Origin of the sequence: Pseudomonas putida (assembly GCF_001941965.1) — a bacterium.
GTDB lineage: Bacteria > Pseudomonadota > Gammaproteobacteria > Pseudomonadales > Pseudomonadaceae > Aquipseudomonas > Aquipseudomonas putida_L.
Window position 1 is genome coordinate 215,175 of the sequence record NZ_MKZO01000067.1, and the last position, 20,729, is coordinate 235,903.

The window sequence follows — 20,729 nt, forward strand, 5'->3', positions numbered from 1 at the left end:
AGCCTGCAATGACCGTCACCATCAAAACCGCCGAAGACATCGAAAAGATGCGCATCGCCGGCCGCCTTGCCGCCGAAGTCCTGGAAATGATCGAAGAGCACGTCAAGCCCGGCGTGACCACCGAGGAACTGGACCGCATCTGCCACGACTACATCGTCAACGTCCAGCAGGCGATCCCCGCGCCCCTCAACTACAAGGGCTTCCCCAAGTCGATCTGCACCTCGATCAACCACGTGGTGTGCCACGGCATTCCCAACGAGAAGCCGCTCAAGGCCGGTGACACCCTGAACATCGACGTCACCGTGATCAAGGACGGCTACCACGGCGACACCAGCCGCATGTTCCACGTCGGCAGCGTGCCGGTCTGGGCCGAGCGCCTGTCCCAGATCACCCAGGAATGCCTGTACAAGGCCATCGAGATCATCAAGCCGGGTACTCGCCTGGGCGATATCGGCGAAGTGATCCAGAAACACGCGGAAAAGAACGGTTTCTCGGTCGTTCGCGAGTTCTGCGGCCACGGCATCGGCAAGGTGTTCCACGAAGAACCGCAGATCCTCCACTACGGCCGCGCCGGCACCGGCATGGAGCTGCAGGAAGGCATGACCTTCACCATCGAGCCGATGATCAACCAGGGCAAGGCCGACACCAAGGTCCTGGGCGACGGCTGGACCGCCATCACCAAGGACCGCAAGCTCTCGGCCCAGTGGGAACACACCCTGGTGGTCACCGCCACCGGCTATGAAATCTTCACCCTGCGCAAAGACGACACCATTCCCCGTACTTCAGCCTGACCAGACAGGACGATTCGATGCCCCAGGTGGATCCCGAGCTGTTCGATCGCGGCCAGTTCCAGGCGGAACTGGCCCTCAAGTCAAGCCCCATCGCGGCGTTCAAGAAGGCCATCCGCCGTGCCGGCGAGGTGCTTGACCAGCGTTTCCGCGAAGGCCGCGACATCCGTCGCCTGATCGAGGACCGCGCCTGGTTCGTCGATAACATCCTGCAACAGGCCTGGAACCACTTCGACTGGAGCGACGAAGCCGATATCGCCCTGGTCGCGGTGGGCGGCTACGGGCGTGGCGAACTGCACCCCCACTCGGACATCGACCTGCTGATCCTGCTGGAGCATGCCGACCACGAGATCTTCCGCGACTCGATCGAGCGTTTTCTCACGCTGCTGTGGGATATCGGCCTGGAAGTGGGCCAGAGCGTACGCTCGGTGGACGAGTGCGCCGAACAGGCCCGCGCCGACCTGACGGTGATCACCAACCTGATGGAAAGCCGCACCATCGCCGGCCCCGAGCGCCTGCGCCAGCGCATGCTCGAGGTCACCAGCACCGGGCACATGTGGCCGAGCAAGGAGTTCTTCCTGGCCAAGCGCGCCGAGCAGAAGGCTCGCCACCACAAGTACAACGACACCGAGTACAACCTCGAACCCAACGTCAAGGGCTCTCCCGGCGGGCTGCGCGATATCCAGACGGTGCTCTGGGTCGCCCGGCGCCAGTTCGGCACCCTCAACCTGCACGCCCTGGCTGGCGAAGGCTTCCTGCTGGAAGACGAGAACAAGCTGCTGGCCGCGTCCCAGGAATTCCTCTGGAAAGTCCGCTACGCCCTGCACATGCTTGCCGGGCGTGCCGAAGATCGCCTGCTGTTCGATCATCAGCGCAGCATTGCCACCCTGCTCGGCTTCGTCGATGACAACCCCAAGCGCGCCATCGAACAGTTCATGCAGCAGTACTACCGGGTGGTGATGAGCATCGCCGAGCTCAGCGACCTGATCATCCAGCACTTCGAGGAAGTCATCCTCGCCGACGACAGCAGCACCAGCACCCAGCCGCTGAATGCGCGCTTCCAGCTGCACGACGGCTATATCGAGGCGGTGCGCCCGAACGTGTTCAAGCGCACCCCGTTCGCCATGCTGGAAATCTTCGTGCTGATGGCCCAGCACCCCGAGATCAAGGGCGTGCGCGCGGACACCATCCGCCTGCTGCGGGAAAACCGCCACCTGATCGACGACAAGTTCCGCAACGATATCCGTAACACCAGCCTGTTCATCGAGCTGTTCAAGTGCGAGATCGGCATCCACCGCAACCTGCGGCGGATGAATCGCTACGGCATCCTCGGTCGCTACCTGCCGGAGTTCGGCCTGATCGTCGGGCAGATGCAGCACGACCTGTTCCACATCTATACGGTGGACGCGCACACCCTCAACCTGATCAAGCACCTGCGCAAGCTGCAGTACACCCCGGTCTCGGAGAAATTCCCGCTGGCCAGCAAGCTCATGGGCCGCCTGCCCAAGCCGGAGCTGATCTACATGGCCGGCCTCTACCACGACATCGGCAAGGGTCGCCAGGGCGATCACTCCGAGCTGGGCGCGGTGGATGCGCAAGCCTTCTGCGAACGTCACCAGTTGCCAGCGTGGGACAGCCGCCTGATCGTCTGGCTGGTGCAGAACCACCTGGTGATGTCGACCACCGCCCAGCGCAAGGACCTCTCCGACCCGCAGGTGATCCACGACTTCGCCCAGCACGTGGGCAACCAGGTCAACCTCGACTATCTCTACGTGCTGACCGTGGCCGATATCAACGCCACCAACCCCAGCCTGTGGAACTCCTGGCGCGCCAGCCTGCTGCGCCAGCTCTACACCGAGACCAAGCGCGCCCTGCGCCGCGGCCTGGAAAACCCGCTGGACCGCGAGGAGCAGATCCGCCAGACGCAAAGCGCGGCACTGGACATCCTGGTCCGCGAAGGCAACGACCAGGACGACGTCGAGCAACTCTGGTCGCAACTGGGCGATGACTATTTCCTGCGCCACACCTCCGCCGACGTGGCCTGGCACTCCGATGCAATCCTCCAGCAACCTGCCGACAGCGGCCCGCTGGTGCTGATCAAGGAGACCACCCAGCGTGAATTCGAGGGCGGCACGCAGATCTTCATCTATGCCCCGGACCAGCACGATTTCTTCGCCGTGACCGTGGCCGCCATGGACCAGCTCAACCTGAACATCCATGACGCGCGGATCATCACCTCGAGCAGCCAGTTCACCCTCGACACCTATATCGTCCTGGACAACGACGGCGGCTCGATCGGCAACAACCCGCAGCGGGTCAAGCAGATCCGCGACGGCCTCAGCGACGCCCTGCGCAACCCGGACGACTACCCGAGCATCATCCATCGCCGGGTGCCTCGCCAGCTGAAGCACTTCGCCTTCCCGCCGCAGGTGACCATCCTCAACGATGCCCAGCGCCCGGTGACCATCCTCGAACTGATCGCCCCCGACCGCCCCGGCCTGCTGGCGCGGATCGGCAAGATCTTCCTGGACTTCGACCTGTCGCTGCAGAACGCCAAGATCGCCACCCTCGGCGAGCGGGTGGAAGACGTGTTCTTCATCACCGACGCCGACAACCAGCCGCTTTCCGACCCACAACTGTGCAGCCGCCTGCAGGACGCCATCGTCGAGCAGTTGCGGGTCGAGCAGGCCAGCGGGACCGAATCCTTTCGCCTGACCATTTGATGCCTTGACGAGACCTTTGCGCCGATGAACAACGCTTTGAACCAGCTTCAGCCCTACCCGTTCGAGAAACTCCGCGCCCTGCTGGGCGGCGTTACCCCCGCGGCGGACAAGCGCGCCATCGCCCTGTCGATCGGCGAACCGAAGCACACCTCGCCGGCTTTCGTGGCCAAGGCCCTGGCCGACAACCTCGACCAGATGGCCGTGTACCCGACCACCCTCGGCCTGCCGGCCTTGCGCGAATCCATCGCCCACTGGTGCGAGCGCCGTTTCGGCGTGCCGGCCGGCTGGCTGGACGCGGCGCGCCACGTGTTGCCGGTCAACGGCACCCGCGAAGCGCTGTTCTCCTTCACCCAGGCGGTGGTCCAGCGCAGCGATGACGGCCTGATCATCAGCCCGAACCCGTTCTATCAGATCTACGAAGGCGCAGCCCTGCTCGCCGGCGCCAAGCCGCACTACCTGCCCTGCCTGGACCAGAACGGCTTCAACCCGGACTTCGACGCGGTGCCGGCGGACGTCTGGCAGCGCTGCCAGATCCTCTTCCTGTGCTCCCCGGGCAACCCGACTGGTGCCCTGGTGCCGCTGGAAACCCTGAAGAAACTGATCGCCCTGGCCGACCAGTACGACTTCGTCATCGCCGCCGACGAATGCTACAGCGAGCTGTACTTCGACGAGCAAAGCCCGCCGCCGGGCCTGCTGAGCGCCTGCGCCGAGCTGGGGCGCAGCGACTTCAAGCGCTGCGTGGTGTTCCACAGCCTGTCCAAGCGCTCCAACCTGCCGGGCCTGCGCTCCGGTTTTGTCGCCGGCGACGCGGAGATCCTCAAGGGCTTCCTGCTGTACCGCACCTACCACGGCTGTGCCATGCCGGTGCAGACCCAACTGGCGAGCATCGCCGCGTGGAACGACGAAGCCCACGTGCGTGACAACCGTGACCTGTACCGCGAGAAGTTCGACGCGGTGCTGGAGATCCTCGCCCCGGTGCTGGACGTGCAGAAGCCGGACGGTGGCTTCTACCTGTGGGCCAAGGTCCCGGGCAATGATGACGCGGCGTTCTGCCGAGGGCTGTTCGAGCAGCAGCATGTGACCGTGGTGCCGGGTTCGTATCTGTCCCGTGAGGTGGATGGCGTCAATCCGGGTGCCGGCCGGGTGCGCATGGCGCTGGTTGCGCCGCTGGCCGAGTGTGTCGAAGCGGCGAAACGGATTCGCGCGTTCATCGAAGGCTGATGAGAGGTGCGGCGCTGAACGACCTCAGCGCCGCACATTTTCTGCGGCAAACCGCAGAAAGTAGCCGAAGAACACGAGCAGACCTCCCGCTACTGCCAGGGCGACATAATCGCCAGTCGCCAGTGCAACACCTGACAGCACCAGACACACCAGCGCCAGTAGCGCTGCGACGCCCCTGCTGACCCTCCCTGTACCCCGCATACCCCGGCATGCCTGATAGAGAAATGGCGCCAGCAACAGCCATAACGCCAGGTCGAGCAGCACTATCACCAGCCAGGCCGGCCCCAGACTGTCGCCCCAGGCCGGATACAGGCTGCGTACCTGATCCCGGATGGTCATGTCGATGGCCAGCAACGGAAAAAGGACGAGGGTGCCGAAGCCATGGATCAGAAGCCGCCTGCACCCTGACTGCCCGCCCCTGGGTATCTGCATCATGAACACCGACAACAGCAGGAAGCTCATGCCATAGCCTTCCAGCTTCAACTTGGGCGTCAGCTCTTCCTTCACTGCCTGGTTGAACCGCTCGGTCTTGAGCCGGTAATCGACATTGTCCTCATGCCTGTTGATCGCCTCGATACGCGCGGCATCGCGGAACACCGGCATATCGGAGCTGATGCCGAGCAACAGGATGGCGGGCAGCAGGCAGGCCAGTGCCAGCCAATGGCGGAAATCGAAAGACATCGATGAAAGCCTCGAACCAGGAGAGATGGGCAGAGGCTATGTCCTTGGGTTTCTGCGAAATAGAGGATTGCGGAACTCTCCAGAGAATCTCCATGAACTCGTCATGGAACTTCACTTGCCCAGGCGTTTGACGTCGTTGCTGATGGCCTCATCGCTGGCAAGCCAGCTCCCACAGGTTTAACGGTGCACGCGATCTCTGTGGGAGCTGGCTTGCCAGCGATGAGGCCATCAGCAGCAACGAAGATTCACTTCACCTGCCCGAGATTCGCCTCACTCATATCCAGCTCCCCCAGCACCTTGCGCACCACGTCGTCGCCGACCTCGTGATGCCGGTGCATGCGATACAGCTCCAGGCGCTGCGCCCGCAGTGCCCGCAAGCGCAGGCGCCGCTCCAGCTGATCCATCTGCTCGGCCAGCGCCCGGGCTTCAGCGCTGTCGTTGTAAGCGTCCAACTGCTGGCGATACTCGGCCATCAGGCGCGCCTTCAACTCGGCTGCCAACGCAGCCTGGGAAGCATCCTGGGCCGCCCCCGGCTCGGCGGTTTCCTCGGCTTCAAGGGCATGAATCGCCGCCTCGGCAGTCCGCCGCCAGGTTTCATCGGCCTCCTGCTGCAAGGCATCGTCCGGGCTCTTCTCCACCCCGCGCAGCAACAGTGGCAAGGCGATACAGGCCGACACCAGCGACAACAGGATCACCCCGGCCGCAATGAAGATCAGCAGATCCCGCTCCGGAAAGCCGGTGCCAGCACTGATCAGCAACGGCACCGACATCACGCCCGCCAGGGTCACCGCCCCGCGCACGCCACCAATGGTCAGCAACCAGCAGGAACGCGCGTCCGGCAGCAATACCAGCTCCGACTTGCCACGCCAGCGCCGGACCACGCCGATCAGGCGCCAGATGCTCTGCACCCAGACGAAGCGCAGCAGCACCAGTACCGCGAAGATCGCCAGTACATCCAGGCAGCGCCAGGCCAGGGTCGGCCACAGCGAGGCTTCGTGACTGGTCACGGCCTTGATGATGTCCGGCAACTGCAACCCCAGCAGCAGGAAGATCAGCCCGTTGAAGGCGAACTCCAGCAGCGACCAGACGCTGCGGTTGAGTAGACGCGTGCTGGTCTGCCGTGGCAGCAGGTCGAGCCAGCTTTGCATCATGCCCGCCGCCACCGCCGAGAGGATCCCGGAAGCGCCAAGGCGTTCGGCCAGCACATAGGCGGCGAACGGCAACAGCAGCATGAACACCACATGTGTCGCCGGATCATCCCAACTGCGGGCGATCATCCAGGCCCGCAGGCGACCTACAAGCCAGCTCAGGGCCACACCGATGGCCAGGCCGCCAATCGCCACGAGCACGAAGGTCAGGCTGGCCTCGGTGAGGGAGAACACTCCGGTGATGGCCGCCGCCAGGGCGAACTTGAAGGTCACCAGGCCCGAGGCGTCATTCATCAGGGCCTCGCCCTGGAGCATGTGCATCAGCGGGGTCGGCAGGCGATCCTGGGTGATCGCGGAGACCGCTACGGCGTCGGTGGGCGACAGCACGGCCGCCAGGGCGAAGGCCACCGGCAGCGGGATGCTCGGGATGATCCAGTGAATGAAGTAGCCGGCACCCACCACGGTAAACAGCACCAACCCCACGGCCAGGGTCAGGATCGGGCCGCGCAGGCGCCACAGTTCGCGCTTGGGCATGCGCCAGCCATCGGAGAACAGCAATGGCGGCAGGAACAGGAAAAGGAACAGCTCCGGGTCGAGGGCCACATGCAGCCCCAAGGTCGGCCAGGCCAGCAGCGCCCCGGCGCCGATCTGCACCAGCGGCAGGGGCAACGGGATCATCCGCCCCACCAGCTTGGAGACACTGACCAGCATCAGCAGGATGAGGACGGTATAGGCTGACTGCATGTGGCGTGTTTCCCTGTTCGATTCAAAAGCTTGCCTGGCGTCACTGGACAGCTGGCCGGCATTGGACACATATAGTAACGAGCTGTGCCACCAAGAGACCGCTGCACCTAAGTCGCAGGTTAGCGGACAATATGTAACATCATGCTACGCAACAATATTCTTCAATAAGCGCTGCTATAACTCCGCCACCGTGAACGCAAGGAAGGCCTGATGAGCAACGACGCCGTAAAGAACGATAGCCCCGATCGCGCCCTGCTCGTGATCGATATCCAGAACGACTTTACCCCCGGCGGCGCCCTGGCCGTGCCCCAGGGTGATGCGATCGTGCCGCTGGTCAACCGGATCGCCGAGGGTTTCCGCAACGTGGTCATGTCCCAGGACTGGCACCCGGCCGGGCATATTTCCTTCGCCTCCAGCCACCCGGGCGAAAAGCCCTTCGACGTCATCGAATTGCCCTACGGCCCCCAGGTCATGTGGCCGGACCACTGCATCCAGGGCAGCCACGGTGCCGAATTCCATCCGCAGGTGGACATTCCCCATACCCAGTTGATCGTGCGCAAGGGCGGCAATCCGCTGGTGGACAGCTACTCCGCCTTCTTCGAAGCCGACCGCAAGACCACCACCGGGCTGGCCGGCGCCCTGCGCGAAAAGGGCATCACCAGCGTCTACGTGGTGGGCCTGGCCCTGGACTTCTGCGTGACCTGGACCGCCCTGGATGCCCGGCGCGAGGGCTTCACCACCTACGTGGTGCTGGACGCCTGCCGGGCCATCGACAGCAACGGCTCGCTGGAACTGGCCATGGCCGAACTGGAGCAGGCCGGGGTGATCTTCATCGAGTCCCGGCAATTGCTCGGCAACGCCTGAAAACTCGCCGGTCAGAAGCCGGCGCCACAGCCGTGGCGCCGTGCCGATTGATCCCGCATAATCCCGCCCACCCCACATTTCGAGGAGTTGCGGGGTCGCCCCGGGCAAGACCGGCGACCCTTGAAGTTCAATGGCTTACATTCTCTACGGCATCAAAGCTTGTGACACGATGAAAAAAGCGCGTACCTGGCTCGAAGATAAAGCCATCGGCTACGACTTCCACGATTACAAAACCCAGGGCATCGACCGCGACAGCCTGAACCGCTGGTGCGCCGAGCACGGTTGGGAAAAGATCCTCAACCGCGCCGGCACCACGTTCCGCAAGCTCGATGACGCGCAGAAGGCCGACCTTGACCAGGCCAAGGCCGTCGAGCTGATGCTCGCCCAACCGTCGATGATCAAGCGCCCGGTCCTCGACCTCGGCGACAAGACCCTGGTGGGTTTCAAACCGGACCTGTACGCGGCCGCCCTGCAGTGAGCCGCCCGCTTTCCATCAATTTCAGTACGAGGTAACCGCATGTCCAATTCCCTGTTCAGCCTGGCCTTCGGGGTCGGCACCCAGAACCGCCAGGGCGCCTGGCTGGAAGTCTTCTACGCCCAGCCCCTGCTCAACCCGTCCGCCGAACTGGTCGCCGCGGTCAGCTCGCTGCTGGGCTATGAAGCCGGCAACCAGGCCATCGCCTTCAGCCCGGCCCAGGCTGGCCAACTGGCCGAAGCGGTCAAGTCGATCGACCCGGTGCAGGCTGCCCTGCTGACCCGCCTGGCCGAAAGCAGCAAGCCGCTGGTCGCCACCCTGCTGGCCGAAGACGCGGCCCTGAGCTCGACGCCGGAAGCCTACCTGAAGCTGCACCTGCTCTCGCACCGCCTGGTCAAGCCCCACGGCCTGAGCCTGGCCGGGATCTTCCCGCTGCTGCCGAACGTGGCCTGGACCAGCCAGGGCGCCATCGACCTGGCCGAACTGGCCGAAGCGCAACTGGAGGCCCGCCTGAAAGGCGAGCTGCTGGAAGTCTTCTCCGTCGACAAGTTCCCGAAGATGACCGACTACGTCGTGCCGAGCGGCGTGCGTATCGCCGACAGCGCCCGCGTGCGCCTGGGTGCCTACATCGGCGAAGGCACCACGATCATGCACGAAGGCTTCGTCAACTTTAACGCCGGCACCGAAGGCCCGGGCATGATCGAAGGCCGCGTGTCCGCGGGCGTCTTCGTCGGCAAGGGTTCGGACCTGGGCGGCGGCTGCTCGACCATGGGCACCCTGTCCGGCGGCGGCAACATCGTCATCAAGGTCGGCGAAGGCTGCCTGATCGGCGCCAACGCCGGTATCGGCATCCCGCTGGGCGACCGCAACACCGTCGAAGCCGGCCTGTACATCACCGCCGGCACCAAGGTGCAACTGCTCGACGAGCAGAACCAGCTGGTGAAAGTGGTCAAGGCCCGCGACCTGGCCGGCCAGACCGACCTGCTGTTCCGCCGCAACTCGGTGAGCGGCGCGGTGGAGTGCAAGACCCACAAGTCGGCGATCGAGCTGAACGAAGCGCTGCACGCCCACAACTAAGTGGTACGATCGGGTCTGGCCATTCGCCAGACCCGATATCCAGGCCCAAAGATCATGTTCCAGCCCTCTTCCTGGCGCGCGGACTTTCCCGCCATCGCCACCCTGCAACGCCAGCACCAGACCTATCTGGACAGCGCGGCCACCACGCAGAAACCCCAAGCCCTGCTCGATGCCCTGAACCATTACTACGTTCATGGCGCCGCCAACGTGCATCGTGCCCAGCATCTGCCCGGCGCCCTGGCGACCCAGGCCTTCGAGGCCAGCCGCGACAAGCTCGCCGCCTGGCTGAATGCCGGGGCGGACAGCCAGATCGTCTTCAGCCACGGCGCCACCTCGGCCCTGAACCTGCTCGCCTACGGGCTGGAGCACCGCTTCGAAGCGGGCGAAGAGATCGCCGTCAGCGCCCTCGAGCACCATGCCAACCTGCTGCCCTGGCAACAACTGGCCAAGCGCCGAGGCCTCAAGTTGGTGATCCTGCCGCTGGCGGACAACGGCCAGATCGACCTCGAGGCCGCCTTGCAGTTGATCGGCCCCAGGACCCGCGTCCTGGCGGTCAGCCAGCTGTCCAACGTGCTGGGCACCTGGCAGCCACTGCAACCGCTGCTCAACCACGCCCGCGCCCAAGGGGCGATTACCGTGGTCGACGGCGCCCAGGGCATCGTCCATGGTCGCCATGACGTGAGCCAGCTGGGCTGCGACTTCTATGTGTTTTCCAGCCACAAGCTCTACGGCCCCGACGGCCTCGGCGTGCTCTACGGGCGCAACGAGGCGCTGGCGAAACTGCGCCACTGGCAGTTCGGCGGCGAAATGGTGCAACTGGCCGGTTACCAGGACTCCAGCTTCCGCCACGCACCGCTCGGCTTCGAAGCCGGCACTCCACCGATCGCCAGCGTGATCGGCCTCGGCGCGACCCTCGACTATCTCGCCAGCCTCGACAGCAATGCCGTGGCCGAGCACGAAGCCGCCCTGCACCGTCATCTGCTGCGCGGCCTCAACGACCGCGAAGGCGTGCGCATTCTCGGCGCCCCGCAAGCGGCCCTGGCCAGCTTCGTGGTCGAGGGCGTGCACAACGCCGACCTGTCCCACCTGCTCACCGAACAGGGCATCGCCGTGCGCGCCGGTCATCACTGCGCCATGCCGCTGGTCAACAGCCTCGGCCTGGACGGCGCGATCCGCGTGTCGCTGGCGCTGTACAACGATTCGGACGACCTGCAGCACTTCTTCAGCGCCCTGGATCAGGCCCTGGAGCTGCTGCGATGAGCCTGCCGATTGAAGCTCGGGAAGCCCTCGATACCTTCACTGCCGCCTCCGGCTGGGAACAGCGCGCCCGCCTGCTGATGCAGTGGGGCGAACGCCTGGTGCCGCTGACGGATGAGGAAAAGTCGGACGGCAACCGCGTCCACGGTTGCGAAAGCCAGGTCTGGCTGGTGGCCCGCCAGGACGACGGGCGCTGGCGCTTCGCCGCGGCCAGCGACGCCCGCCTGATCCGCGGCCTGCTGGCCTTGCTGCTGGTACGGGTTGACGGCCTGTCCAGCGCCGAACTGCAGCAACTGGACCTGCCCGGCTGGTTCCGTCAACTGGGTCTCGACCGCCAGCTCTCCCCTTCCCGCAGCAACGGCCTGAACGCGGTGCTGCAACGCATGGCTCAGCTCGCTTCGGGAGCCTGAGCCGCCTTGCGCTCGGACGGCCGGCGGGCGCCGGCTACCAGCTTGTCCACTGCCTTGCTCGCGGCGACCATGCCGAAGGTCGCCGTCACCATCATCACCGCGCCAAAACCACCGGCGCAGTCCAGGCGGGTGCCTTCGCCAACGAAGCTCTTGTCCAGGCACACGCTGCCATCCGGCTGCGGGTAGCGCAGTTGCTCGGTGGAAAACACCACCGGCACGCCATAGCTGCGGCTCTGGTTGCGCGAAAAGTTGTAGTCGCGGCGCAGGGTCGAACGGACTCGCGAGGCCAGCGGGTCGTTGTAGGTGCGGTTGAGGTCGGCGACCTGGATCTGCGTCGGATCGATCTGCCCGCCGGCGCCGCCGGTGCTGATGATGGCGATCTTGCGGCGCTTGCACCAGGCGATCAGCGCGGCCTTGGACATCACGCTGTCGATGCAGTCGATCACGCAATCGATCTCCTCGGTGATGTACTCGGCCATGGTCTCGCGGGTGACGAAATCGCTCAGCGCATGCACCCGGCAGGCCGGGTTGATGGCGCGCAGGCGCTCGGCGGTCACGTCCACCTTGGGCTTGCCGACATTGCCTTCCAGGGCATGAGCCTGGCGGTTGGTGTTGCTGACGCAAACGTCATCCAGGTCGAACAGGGAAATCTCGCCCACGCCACTGCGCGCCAGGGCTTCCGCCGTCCACGAGCCGACGCCGCCGATGCCGACTACCGCCACATGGGCATCGCGCAGACGTTGCAGGCCATCGAGGCCGTACAGCCGGGCAATGCCGGCAAACCGTGGATCTTCATTGCTCATGACGCACACCCCGCAAAAAACCGGCGCGCATTATAGGCCCCCGCGAGAGCAATGACAGCGCCTTCGGACAGCCCGTGCATTGGCAAGAGTGATAGCAATGCTGCTTTAATGTCCGACGAATGTCCTTCGCTGCAAAAAGTCTTGGACGACACCAACGGGTTTCAGAACTTAGCCTTCTGAAGAAAATCCAATGGCTGCCCGGTCGAAATTCCCACAAGAACTGACCCGACGCCGTCCCTGGATCCGCGCTTGCCGCGCCGGCCCGTTCCACTCTCCGGAACCCGAACTACTTATGTCATCGCGTAAATTTGGTCTCAACCTGGTGATCGTCATGGCGATCGCCGCGCTATTCACCGGGTTCTGGGCGCTGATCAACCGCCCGGTGTCCGCCCCGAACTGGCCGGAGCAGATCTCCGGTTTCTCCTATTCCCCTTTCCGCCTCGGCGAAAGCCCGCAAAAGGGCCAGTACCCGACCGAAGCGGAACTGCGTGAAGACCTCGAACAGCTGAGCAAGCTGACTGACAGCATCCGCATCTATACCGTCGAAGGCACCCAGGCCGAGATTCCGCGCCTGGCCGAGGAGTTCGGCCTGCGGGTGACCCTGGGCGTGTGGATCAGCCCCGACCAGGAGCGCAACGAGCGGGAAATCCAGAAAGCCGTCGAACTGGCCAATACCACCCGTAGTGTGGTCCGGGTGATGGTCGGCAACGAGGCCCTGTTCCGCGAGGAGATCACCCCGGAAGAGCTGATCAAGTACCTGGACCGGGTCCGCGCTGCGGTGAAGGTGCCGGTGACCACCTCCGAGCAATGGCACATCTGGAAGGAGCACCCGGAACTGGCCAAGCACGTCGACCTGATTGCCGCGCACATCCTGCCGTACTGGGAATTCATTCCGATGAAGGATGCCGGGCAGTTCGTGCTGGACCGTGCCCGCGACATGAAGCACCTGTTCCCGCGCAAACCGCTGCTGCTGTCCGAAGTAGGCTGGCCAAGCAACGGGCGCATGCGCGGCGGTGCCGATGCCACCCAGGCCGACCAGGCCATCTACCTGCGCACCCTGGTCAACAAGCTCAACCGCCAGGGCTACAACTACTTTGTCATCGAAGCCTACGACCAGCCGTGGAAGGCCAGCGACGAAGGCTCGGTGGGCGCCTACTGGGGCGTGTTCAACGCTGCCCGCCAGCAGAAATTCAACTTCGAAGGCCCGGTGGTGGCGATCCCGCAATGGCGGGTGCTGGCGGTGGGCTCGGTGGTCCTCGCCCTGCTCTCCCTGACCCTGCTGCTGATCGACGGCTCGGCCCTGCGCCAGCGTGGCCGCACCTTCCTGACCTTCATCGCGTTCCTCTGTGGCTCGGTACTGGTGTGGATCGGCTACGACTACAGCCAGCAATACAGCACCTGGTTCAGCCTGACCGTGGGCTTCCTCCTCGCGCTCGGGGCGCTCGGGGTGTTCATCGTCCTGCTGACCGAGGCCCACGAACTGGCCGAGGCGGTCTGGACCCACAAGCGCCGGCGGGAATTCCTGCCGGTGCAAGCGGATGATGCCTACCGGCCGAAAGTCTCGGTGCATGTGCCGTGCTACAACGAGCCACCAGAGATGGTCAAGCAGACCCTCAATGCCCTGGCTGCACTCGACTACCCGGACTACGAAGTCCTGATCATCGACAACAACACCAAGGACCCGGCCGTCTGGGAGCCGATCAAGGCCCACTGCGAGTTGCTCGGCGAGCGCTTCAAGTTCTTCCACGTCTCGCCGCTGGCCGGCTTCAAGGGCGGTGCGCTGAACTACCTGATCCCGCATACCGCGCCGGATGCCGAAGTGATCGCGGTGATCGACTCGGACTACTGCGTCGACCGCAACTGGCTCAAGCACATGGTCCCGCACTTCGCCGATCCGAAGATCGCCGTGGTGCAGTCGCCGCAGGACTACCGCGACCAGAACGAAAGCACCTTCAAGAAGCTCTGCTACTCGGAATACAAGGGCTTCTTCCATATCGGCATGGTCACCCGCAACGACCGTGACGCGATCATCCAGCACGGCACCATGACCATGACCCGGCGTTCGGTCCTGGAAGAACTGGGCTGGGCCGACTGGTGCATCTGCGAGGATGCCGAGCTGGGCCTGCGCGTGTTCGAAAAAGGCCTGTCCGCCGCCTATGCCCACAACAGCTACGGCAAGGGCTTGATGCCGGACACCTTCATCGACTTCAAGAAACAGCGTTTCCGCTGGGCCTACGGCGCCATCCAGATCATCAAGCGCCACACCGCCAGCCTGCTGCGCGGCAAGGACACCGAGCTGACCCGTGGCCAGCGTTATCACTTCCTGGCCGGCTGGCTGCCGTGGATCGCCGACGGCATGAACATCTTCTTCACCATCGGCGCACTGCTCTGGTCGGCGGCGATGATCATCGTGCCGCAGCGCGTCGACCCGCCGCTGCTGATCTTCGCGATCCCGCCGCTGGCGCTGTTCGTGTTCAAGGTGGGCAAGATCGTGTTCCTGTATCGCCGTGCGGTGGGGGTCAACCTGAAGGACGCCTTCGCTGCGGCGCTGGCCGGGCTGGCGTTGTCCCACACCATTGCCAAGGCGGTGCTGTACGGGTTCTTCACCAGCAGCATTCCGTTCTTCCGCACGCCGAAGAATGCCGACAGCCATGGGCTGCTGGTGGCCTTGTCGGAAGCCCGGGAAGAGCTGTTCATCATGCTGCTGTTGTGGGGCGCGGCGGCGGGGATCTATCTGGTCCAGGGTTTGCCGAGCAATGACATGCGCTTCTGGGTGGCAATGCTGCTGGTGCAGTCGCTGCCATATGTGGCGGCGCTGGTGATGGCGTTGCTGTCGTCGCTGCCGAAGCCGGCCGAGGCCGTGGAGCAGGCTCCCGCCGCCTGACTCAAGCACTGCACCGCACCTGTGGGAGCTGGCTTGCCAGCGATAGGGCCAGATCTGACAACATCATCGTCAGTGCCGGCCTCATCGCTGGCAAGCCAGCTCCCACAGGGGCCGTGCAATCCCTGCCATTACCTTCCCTTCCCGGACAAACAGCAGCGATCCGGCGTCCTGCCACCGCGCTTTTGCTATAAGATAACGCCCCAAAATCGTACCCCCTGCCTTGCTCCCGGAGTCCCTCATGACGGCCCCCGCCGAACTCTCGCCCACCCTCGAACTGGCCTGCGACCTGATCCGCCGCCCTTCGGTGACCCCGCTCGACTTCGATTGCCAGAAACAGATGATGCAGCGCCTGGGCGACGCGGGTTTCATGCTCGAGCCGATGCGCATCGAGGACGTCGATAACTTCTGGGCCACCCACGGCACCCAGGACGGTCCGGTGCTGTGCTTCGCCGGCCATACCGACGTGGTCCCCACCGGCCCGGTGCAGGCCTGGCAGAACGATCCGTTCGAGGCGCTGATCGACGCCGACGGCATGCTCTGCGGGCGCGGCGCCGCCGACATGAAGGGCAGCCTGGCATCGATGATCGTCGCCACCGAGCGCTTCGTCGCCGACTACCCGAACCACCGCGGCAAGATCGCCTACCTGATCACCAGCGATGAAGAAGGCCCGGCCCACCACGGCACCAAGGCCGTGGTCGAGCGCCTGCGCGCGCGGGGCGAGCGCCTGGACTGGTGCATCGTCGGCGAACCGTCGAGCACCACCCTGGTCGGCGACGTGGTCAAGAACGGCCGTCGCGGCTCCCTCGGCGCCAAGCTCACCGTACGCGGCAAGCAAGGCCACGTGGCCTACCCGCACCTGGCCCGCAACCCGATCCACCTGGCCGCCCCGGCCCTGGCGGAACTTGCCGCCGAGCACTGGGATGAAGGCAACGCGTTCTTCCCGCCGACCAGCTTCCAGATCTCCAACCTGAACTCCGGCACCGGCGCCACCAACGTGGTCCCGGGCGAGCTGACCGCGCTGTTCAACTTCCGCTTCTCCACCGAATCCACCGTCGAAGGCCTGCAGCAGCGCGTCTCGGCGATCCTCGACAAGCACCAACTGGACTGGGACGTGGAATGGGCGCTGTCCGGCCTGCCGTTCCTCACCGAACCGGGCGACCTGCTGGACGCGGTATCGGCCAGCATCAAGGCGGTCACCGGTCGCGAGACCAAGGCCTCCACCAGCGGCGGCACCTCCGACGGTCGCTTTATCGCCACCCTGGGCACCCAAGTGGTCGAACTGGGCCCGGTCAACGCCACCATCCACCAGGTCGACGAGCGCGTCCTCGCCAGCGACCTCGATGTGCTGACCGAGATCTACTACCAGACCCTGACCCGGTTGCTCGCCTGATGCTCGCCTGCCCCATCTGCCGCGAGCCCCTGCGCGACCTCGACAACGGTGTCGGCTGCCCCGCCGGCCACCGTTTCGACCGGGCCCGCCAGGGCTACCTGAACCTGCTGCCGGTGCAGCACAAGAACAGCCGCGACCCCGGCGACAACCAGGCCATGGTCGAAGCCCGTCGCGACTTTCTCAACGCGGGTCATTACGCACCGGTGGCGAAACGCCTGGCCGAACTGGCCGCCGAGCGCACGCCCGCGCGCTGGGTAGATATCGGCTGCGGCGAGGGTTACTACACGGCGCAACTGGCCGAAGCCCTGCCAAAGGCCGATGGCTATGCCCTGGACATCTCCCGCGAGGCGGTCAAGCGCGCCTGCAAGCGCAGCCCGCAACTGACCTGGCTGGTGGCGAGCATGGCCCGGGTGCCGCTGGCCGATGCCAGTTGCCAGTTCATTGCCAGCGTCTTCAGCCCGCTGGACTGGCAGGAGGCACGCCGCCTGCTGAGCCCCGGCGGCGGCCTGATGCGGGTCGGCCCGACCAGCGGCCACCTGATGGAGTTGCGCGAGAAGCTCTACGACGAAGTGCGCGACTACGCCGACGACAAGCACCTGGCCCTGGTCCCGGCGGACATGGCCCACGCCCACAGCGAAATCCTCGAATTCCGCCTGAGCCTGGCCAACCCCGCCGACCGCGCCAACCTGCTGGCGATGACGCCCCACGGCTGGCGCGCCAGCGCCGAACGGCGGGCGGCGGTGATCGACCAGGCGGCGCCGTTCGACGTGACGGTATCGATGCGTTACGACTATTTTGTCCTGCAGGACTGAGCCTTTCCGGAGAATCCCATGCGCCAACCCGATATCGAGATTTACCTGAAGGACGCCGACGTCGACCACAAGCAGATCACCGCCTGGCTCAACGACGCCGTCGGTCCGTGCAGCGAGTGGAAGCAGAAAGGCCAGACCTTCAAATGCACCGCCGGTGACATTCCTGTTACCTGGCTGCCCAAGGCCGTAGGAAAATGGAACAGTCTCTACCTGGAAAGTGACAGCACGCCGTGGGAAGACGACATCGCCTGCGCTCGGGCTGCCCATGCCGCACTGAACGTCGAAGTGCGCTGCGCACCGGGTAGCTGGGTCGAGGAAGAAGGCGAGGAAGACGCTGATCGCTGGATCCGCATCAGTGCCGATGGTGAAGAAGAGATTACCTGGCGCACCCACTGAAGCTGCAAGCTTCAAGCGGCAAGCTGCAAGTCTGGCGCGGTCAACTTGCAGCTTGTAGCTTGCGACTTAAAGCTTAAAGACCGATCACATCCTCGGCCTGCAAGCCTTTCTGGCCTTGGGTCAGGCTGTATTCGACCTGCTGCCCTTCCAGCAGAGTGCGATGCCCTTCACCGCGAATCGCACGGTAGTGAACGAAAACGTCCGCCCCGCCTTCCCGTTGAATGAAGCCATAGCCCTTGGCGTCATTGAACCACTTCACACTTCCAGTCTCACGAGACGACATCAGTAACACTCCGGATTTTTATTTTGGACTCGCCTTGTCAGCGGGGGAATGGGAACCCCTGCGTACGCCGCTTGCCGAATATTCCTGCAAACGGCGGACCGAGTATAAGACAGACATAAATTATTTTTCATGACCAGACCGGTTTTTGCTCAACTTACGCGGATACGGCACACTTGCCCGCCTGTCTGCACGACCGTTCCATTTTCCAGAGCACACTCCACATGACCCATTCCCCCTTGCGCCGCCTGATCTTTGGCGCCCTGCGCCGACTGTTGTACCTGTGGGTTCGCTCCGAGACCATCAACCAGTCCTCCTTCACCCTCAACCTGGACCGCAGCCGTCCGGTGTTCTACGCCATCCAGTCGCCGTCGCTGACCGACCTCGCGGTACTGGACAAGGAATGCACCAAAGCCGGGCTTCCACGCCCGGTATTGCCCGTGGCCGTGGGCGAGCTGATGGAGCCCGCCGCGTTCTTCTACCTGACCCCGGAGCCCGACTGGCTCGGCCGCCAGTACAAGCGCGGCGCACCGCCGACCCTGGGGCGGCTGGTCAGCGCGGTCAGCCAGCAGCCCGAGCAGGATGCGCAGATCATTCCGGTCAGCGTGTTCTGGGGCCAGTCGCCGGCCAGCGAGTCAAGCCCGTGGAAACTGCTGTTCGCCGACAGTTGGGCGGTCACCGGACGCCTGCGCCGGCTGCTGACCATCCTGATCCTCGGGCGCAAGACCCGGGTGCAGTTCTCCGCGCCGATCCACCTGCGCGAGCTGGTCGATCACAACAAGGGCCACGAACGCACCGTGCGCATGGCCCAGCGCCTGCTGCGGGTGCACTTCCGCAACCTGAAGACCGCGGTGATCGGTCCGGACATCTCCCACCGGCGCAACCTGGTCAAGGGCCTGGTCCATGACCCGCTGGTGCGCCAGGCCATCGCCGACGAGGCCGAGCGCGAGAAGATCCCGCTGGCCAAGGCCGAAGCCACGGCGCTCAAATACGGCAACGAGATCGCCTCGGACTACACCTACACCGCGATCCGCTTCCTCGAAGTGGTGCTGAGCTGGTTCTGGAACAAGATCTACGACGGCATCAAGGTCAACCATATCGAGCAGGTCCAGGGCATCGCCCCCGGCCACGAGGTGATCTACGTTCCCTGCCACCGCAGCCATATCGACTACCTGCTGCTCTCCTACCTGCTGTTCCGCAATGGCCTGACCCCACCGCACATCGCCGCCGGGATCAACCTCAACATGCCGGTGATCGGCGGCCTGCTGCGCCGTGGCGGGGCCTTCTTCATGCGCCGCACCTTCAAGGGCAACCCGCTCTACACCGCGGTGTTCAACGAGTACCTGCACACCCTGTTCACCAAGGGCTTCCCGGTGGAGTACTTCGTCGAGGGCGGCCGCTCGCGCACCGGGCGCATGTTGCAACCCAAGACCGGCATGCTGGCCATCACCCTGCGCAGCTTCCTGCGTTCGTCGCGCACACCGATCGTCTTCGTCCCGGTGTACATCGGCTACGAGCGGGTGCTGGAAGGCCGCACCTACCTGGGCGAACTGCGAGGGGCGAGCAAGAAGAAGGAATCGATCTTCGACATCTTCAAGGTCCTCGGCGCGCTCAAGCAGCGTTTCGGCCAGGTCTCGGTGAACTTCGGCGAGCCGATCCGCCTCAACCAGTTCCTCGACCAGCAGCAACCGGGCTGGCGCGAACAGCCACTGGCGCCGCAGTTCCGCCCGGCCTGGCTGAACGAAACGACCTCGCGCCTGGGTGAGAAAGTCGCCCGCCACCTCAACGAAGCGGCGGCGATCAACCCGGTCAACCTGGTGGCCCTGGCCCTGCTCTCCACCAGCCGCCTGGCCCTGGACGAGCGTGCCCTGACCCGGGTCCTCGACCTGTACTTGGCCTTGCTGCGCCAGGTGCCCTACTCGCCGCATACCACCTTGCCGGAAGGCGACGGTGCGGCCCTGATCGACCACGTGCGCGGCATGGACCTGCTGGCCGAGCAACGTGACGCCTTGGGACGCATCCTATACTTGGACGAGCAGAACGCCGTCCTGATGACCTACTACCGCAACAACGTCCTGCACATCTTCGCCCTGCCGGCGCTGCTGGCGAGCTTCTTCCAGAGCAGCTCGCGGATGAGCCGCGAGCTGATCCTGCAATACGTGCACGCGCTGTATCCGTACCTGCAATCGGAGCTGTTCATCCGCTGGGAGCAGGACGAGCTCGATGGCGTGGTCGACCAGTGGCTGCAAGCCTTCGTCGAACAGGGCCTGCTGCGCAAGGAAAACGACGTCTACCTGCGCCCGGCCCCGAGTTCGCGGCAGTTCGTCCTGCTGACCCTGCTGGCCCGGGCCATCACCCAGACCCTGCAGCGCTTCTACATGGCCACCGCGCTGCTGCTCAACAGCGGCCAGCACAGCCTGAGCGCCGAGGAGCTGGAGGACCTGTGCGTGGTCATGGCCCAGCGCCTGTCGATCCTGCACGGCCTGAATGCCCCGGAGTTCTTCGACAAGAGCCTGTTCCGCCACTTTATCCAGACCCTGGTCGAGCAAGGCGTGCTGCGCCCGGACGCAGCCGGCAAGCTGGGCTTCCACGACAAGCTCGGGGAATTGGCCGAGGGCGCGGCCAAGCGTGTACTGTCGGCAGAGGTGCGCCTGTCGATCCGCCAGGTCGCCCTGCACCGTGACGAAGCGGTAAGCGGCGAATAATCCCACAGCAGTGCGGGAAGTCGGCTACCGAAAAATCCGCTAAAGTCCTCGATATCGGCCACAAGCCGGTA

At 64.7% G+C, this 20,729-nt stretch carries 17 protein-coding genes; 13 read left to right on the top strand and 4 right to left on the bottom strand.

Features of this window, described 5'->3' with window-relative positions:
• Positions 1-8 precede the first annotated feature (8 nt).
• The 3 genes from map to dapC are packed head-to-tail and all read left to right on the top strand — an operon-like array spanning position 9 to position 4,732.
• Positions 9-791: a type I methionyl aminopeptidase gene (gene map, locus PSEMO_RS28545; protein WP_075806220.1), complete on the top strand. Its 783-nt coding sequence runs from the start codon at positions 9-11 to the stop codon at positions 789-791.
• Between the two features lie 17 nt (positions 792-808).
• Positions 809-3,511 (top strand): [protein-PII] uridylyltransferase, encoded by a 2,703-nt coding sequence (locus tag PSEMO_RS28550; protein WP_075806221.1) that lies wholly within the window; start codon positions 809-811, stop codon positions 3,509-3,511.
• 24 nt (positions 3,512-3,535) lie between these two features.
• Entirely contained in the window at positions 3,536-4,732 is a 1,197-nt protein-coding gene (gene dapC, locus PSEMO_RS28555) for a succinyldiaminopimelate transaminase (RefSeq protein WP_075806222.1), read from the top strand.
• 24 nt (positions 4,733-4,756) lie between these two features.
• Here the strand turns inward: dapC and PSEMO_RS28560 are convergent, their stop codons facing one another.
• Both PSEMO_RS28560 and PSEMO_RS28565 read right to left on the bottom strand, forming a co-directional pair.
• The gene (locus PSEMO_RS28560) at positions 4,757-5,413 is read right to left on the bottom strand and encodes a hypothetical protein (protein WP_075806223.1); all 657 of its coding nucleotides are present in this window, start codon (positions 5,411-5,413) and stop codon (positions 4,757-4,759) included.
• Positions 5,414-5,658: 245 nt separating this feature from the next.
• Positions 5,659-7,305 carry a Na+/H+ antiporter gene (locus tag PSEMO_RS28565; protein ID WP_075806224.1) on the bottom strand — a complete coding sequence of 549 codons (1,647 nt, stop codon included), beginning with the start codon at positions 7,303-7,305 and terminating at the stop codon, positions 5,659-5,661.
• A 210-nt stretch (positions 7,306-7,515) separates the two neighbouring features.
• Between PSEMO_RS28565 and pncA the strand changes: the two genes are divergently transcribed.
• From pncA to PSEMO_RS28590, 5 genes are all read left to right on the top strand, one after another.
• On the top strand, positions 7,516-8,169 hold the full coding sequence (gene pncA / locus PSEMO_RS28570; protein WP_075806225.1) for a bifunctional nicotinamidase/pyrazinamidase: 654 nt from the start codon (positions 7,516-7,518) through the stop codon (positions 8,167-8,169).
• Between the two features lie 130 nt (positions 8,170-8,299).
• Positions 8,300-8,647, top strand: a complete 348-nt coding sequence (locus tag PSEMO_RS28575; RefSeq protein ID WP_075806226.1) for an ArsC family reductase — start codon at positions 8,300-8,302, stop codon at positions 8,645-8,647.
• A gap of 39 nt (positions 8,648-8,686) precedes the next feature.
• Positions 8,687-9,721 (top strand): 2,3,4,5-tetrahydropyridine-2,6-dicarboxylate N-succinyltransferase, encoded by a 1,035-nt coding sequence (gene dapD / locus PSEMO_RS28580; protein WP_075806227.1) that lies wholly within the window; start codon positions 8,687-8,689, stop codon positions 9,719-9,721.
• A gap of 54 nt (positions 9,722-9,775) precedes the next feature.
• The gene (locus PSEMO_RS28585; RefSeq protein WP_075806228.1) at positions 9,776-10,981 is read left to right on the top strand and encodes an aminotransferase class V-fold PLP-dependent enzyme; all 1,206 of its coding nucleotides are present in this window, start codon (positions 9,776-9,778) and stop codon (positions 10,979-10,981) included.
• On the top strand, positions 10,978-11,388 hold the full coding sequence (locus PSEMO_RS28590; RefSeq protein ID WP_075806229.1) for a SufE family protein: 411 nt from the start codon (positions 10,978-10,980) through the stop codon (positions 11,386-11,388). Before PSEMO_RS28585 ends, PSEMO_RS28590 begins: the two co-directional genes overlap by 4 nt.
• Here the strand turns inward: PSEMO_RS28590 and tcdA are convergent.
• A complete protein-coding gene (gene tcdA / locus PSEMO_RS28595; RefSeq protein ID WP_075806230.1) occupies positions 11,367-12,191 on the bottom strand; it encodes a tRNA cyclic N6-threonylcarbamoyladenosine(37) synthase TcdA in 825 nt (274 codons plus the stop codon). The genes PSEMO_RS28590 and tcdA overlap by 22 nt on opposite strands.
• 292 nt (positions 12,192-12,483) lie before the next feature.
• On the opposite strand from tcdA, the gene PSEMO_RS28600 reads away from it, so the two are divergent.
• The 4 genes from PSEMO_RS28600 to PSEMO_RS28615 all read left to right on the top strand — a co-directional run bounded on the left by PSEMO_RS28600 (position 12,484) and on the right by PSEMO_RS28615 (position 17,673).
• Positions 12,484-15,075: a glycosyltransferase gene (locus PSEMO_RS28600; RefSeq protein WP_075806231.1), complete on the top strand. Its 2,592-nt coding sequence runs from the start codon at positions 12,484-12,486 to the stop codon at positions 15,073-15,075.
• Positions 15,076-15,313: 238 nt separating this feature from the next.
• On the top strand, positions 15,314-16,465 hold the full coding sequence (gene dapE / locus PSEMO_RS28605) for a succinyl-diaminopimelate desuccinylase (RefSeq protein ID WP_075806232.1): 1,152 nt from the start codon (positions 15,314-15,316) through the stop codon (positions 16,463-16,465).
• Positions 16,465-17,277: a putative RNA methyltransferase gene (locus tag PSEMO_RS28610; protein WP_075806233.1), complete on the top strand. Its 813-nt coding sequence runs from the start codon at positions 16,465-16,467 to the stop codon at positions 17,275-17,277. Before dapE ends, PSEMO_RS28610 begins: the two co-directional genes overlap by 1 nt.
• A gap of 18 nt (positions 17,278-17,295) precedes the next feature.
• Positions 17,296-17,673, top strand: a complete 378-nt coding sequence (locus tag PSEMO_RS28615) for a hypothetical protein (protein WP_075806234.1) — start codon at positions 17,296-17,298, stop codon at positions 17,671-17,673.
• A 73-nt stretch (positions 17,674-17,746) separates the two neighbouring features.
• On the opposite strand, the gene PSEMO_RS28620 is transcribed toward PSEMO_RS28615, so the two are convergent.
• Entirely contained in the window at positions 17,747-17,956 is a 210-nt protein-coding gene (locus PSEMO_RS28620; protein WP_045189627.1) for a cold-shock protein, read from the bottom strand.
• A gap of 221 nt (positions 17,957-18,177) precedes the next feature.
• On the opposite strand from PSEMO_RS28620, the gene plsB reads away from it, so the two are divergent.
• On the top strand, positions 18,178-20,658 hold the full coding sequence (plsB, locus tag PSEMO_RS28625; RefSeq protein WP_075806235.1) for a glycerol-3-phosphate 1-O-acyltransferase PlsB: 2,481 nt from the start codon (positions 18,178-18,180) through the stop codon (positions 20,656-20,658).
• Positions 20,659-20,729: the final 71 nt, after the last annotated feature.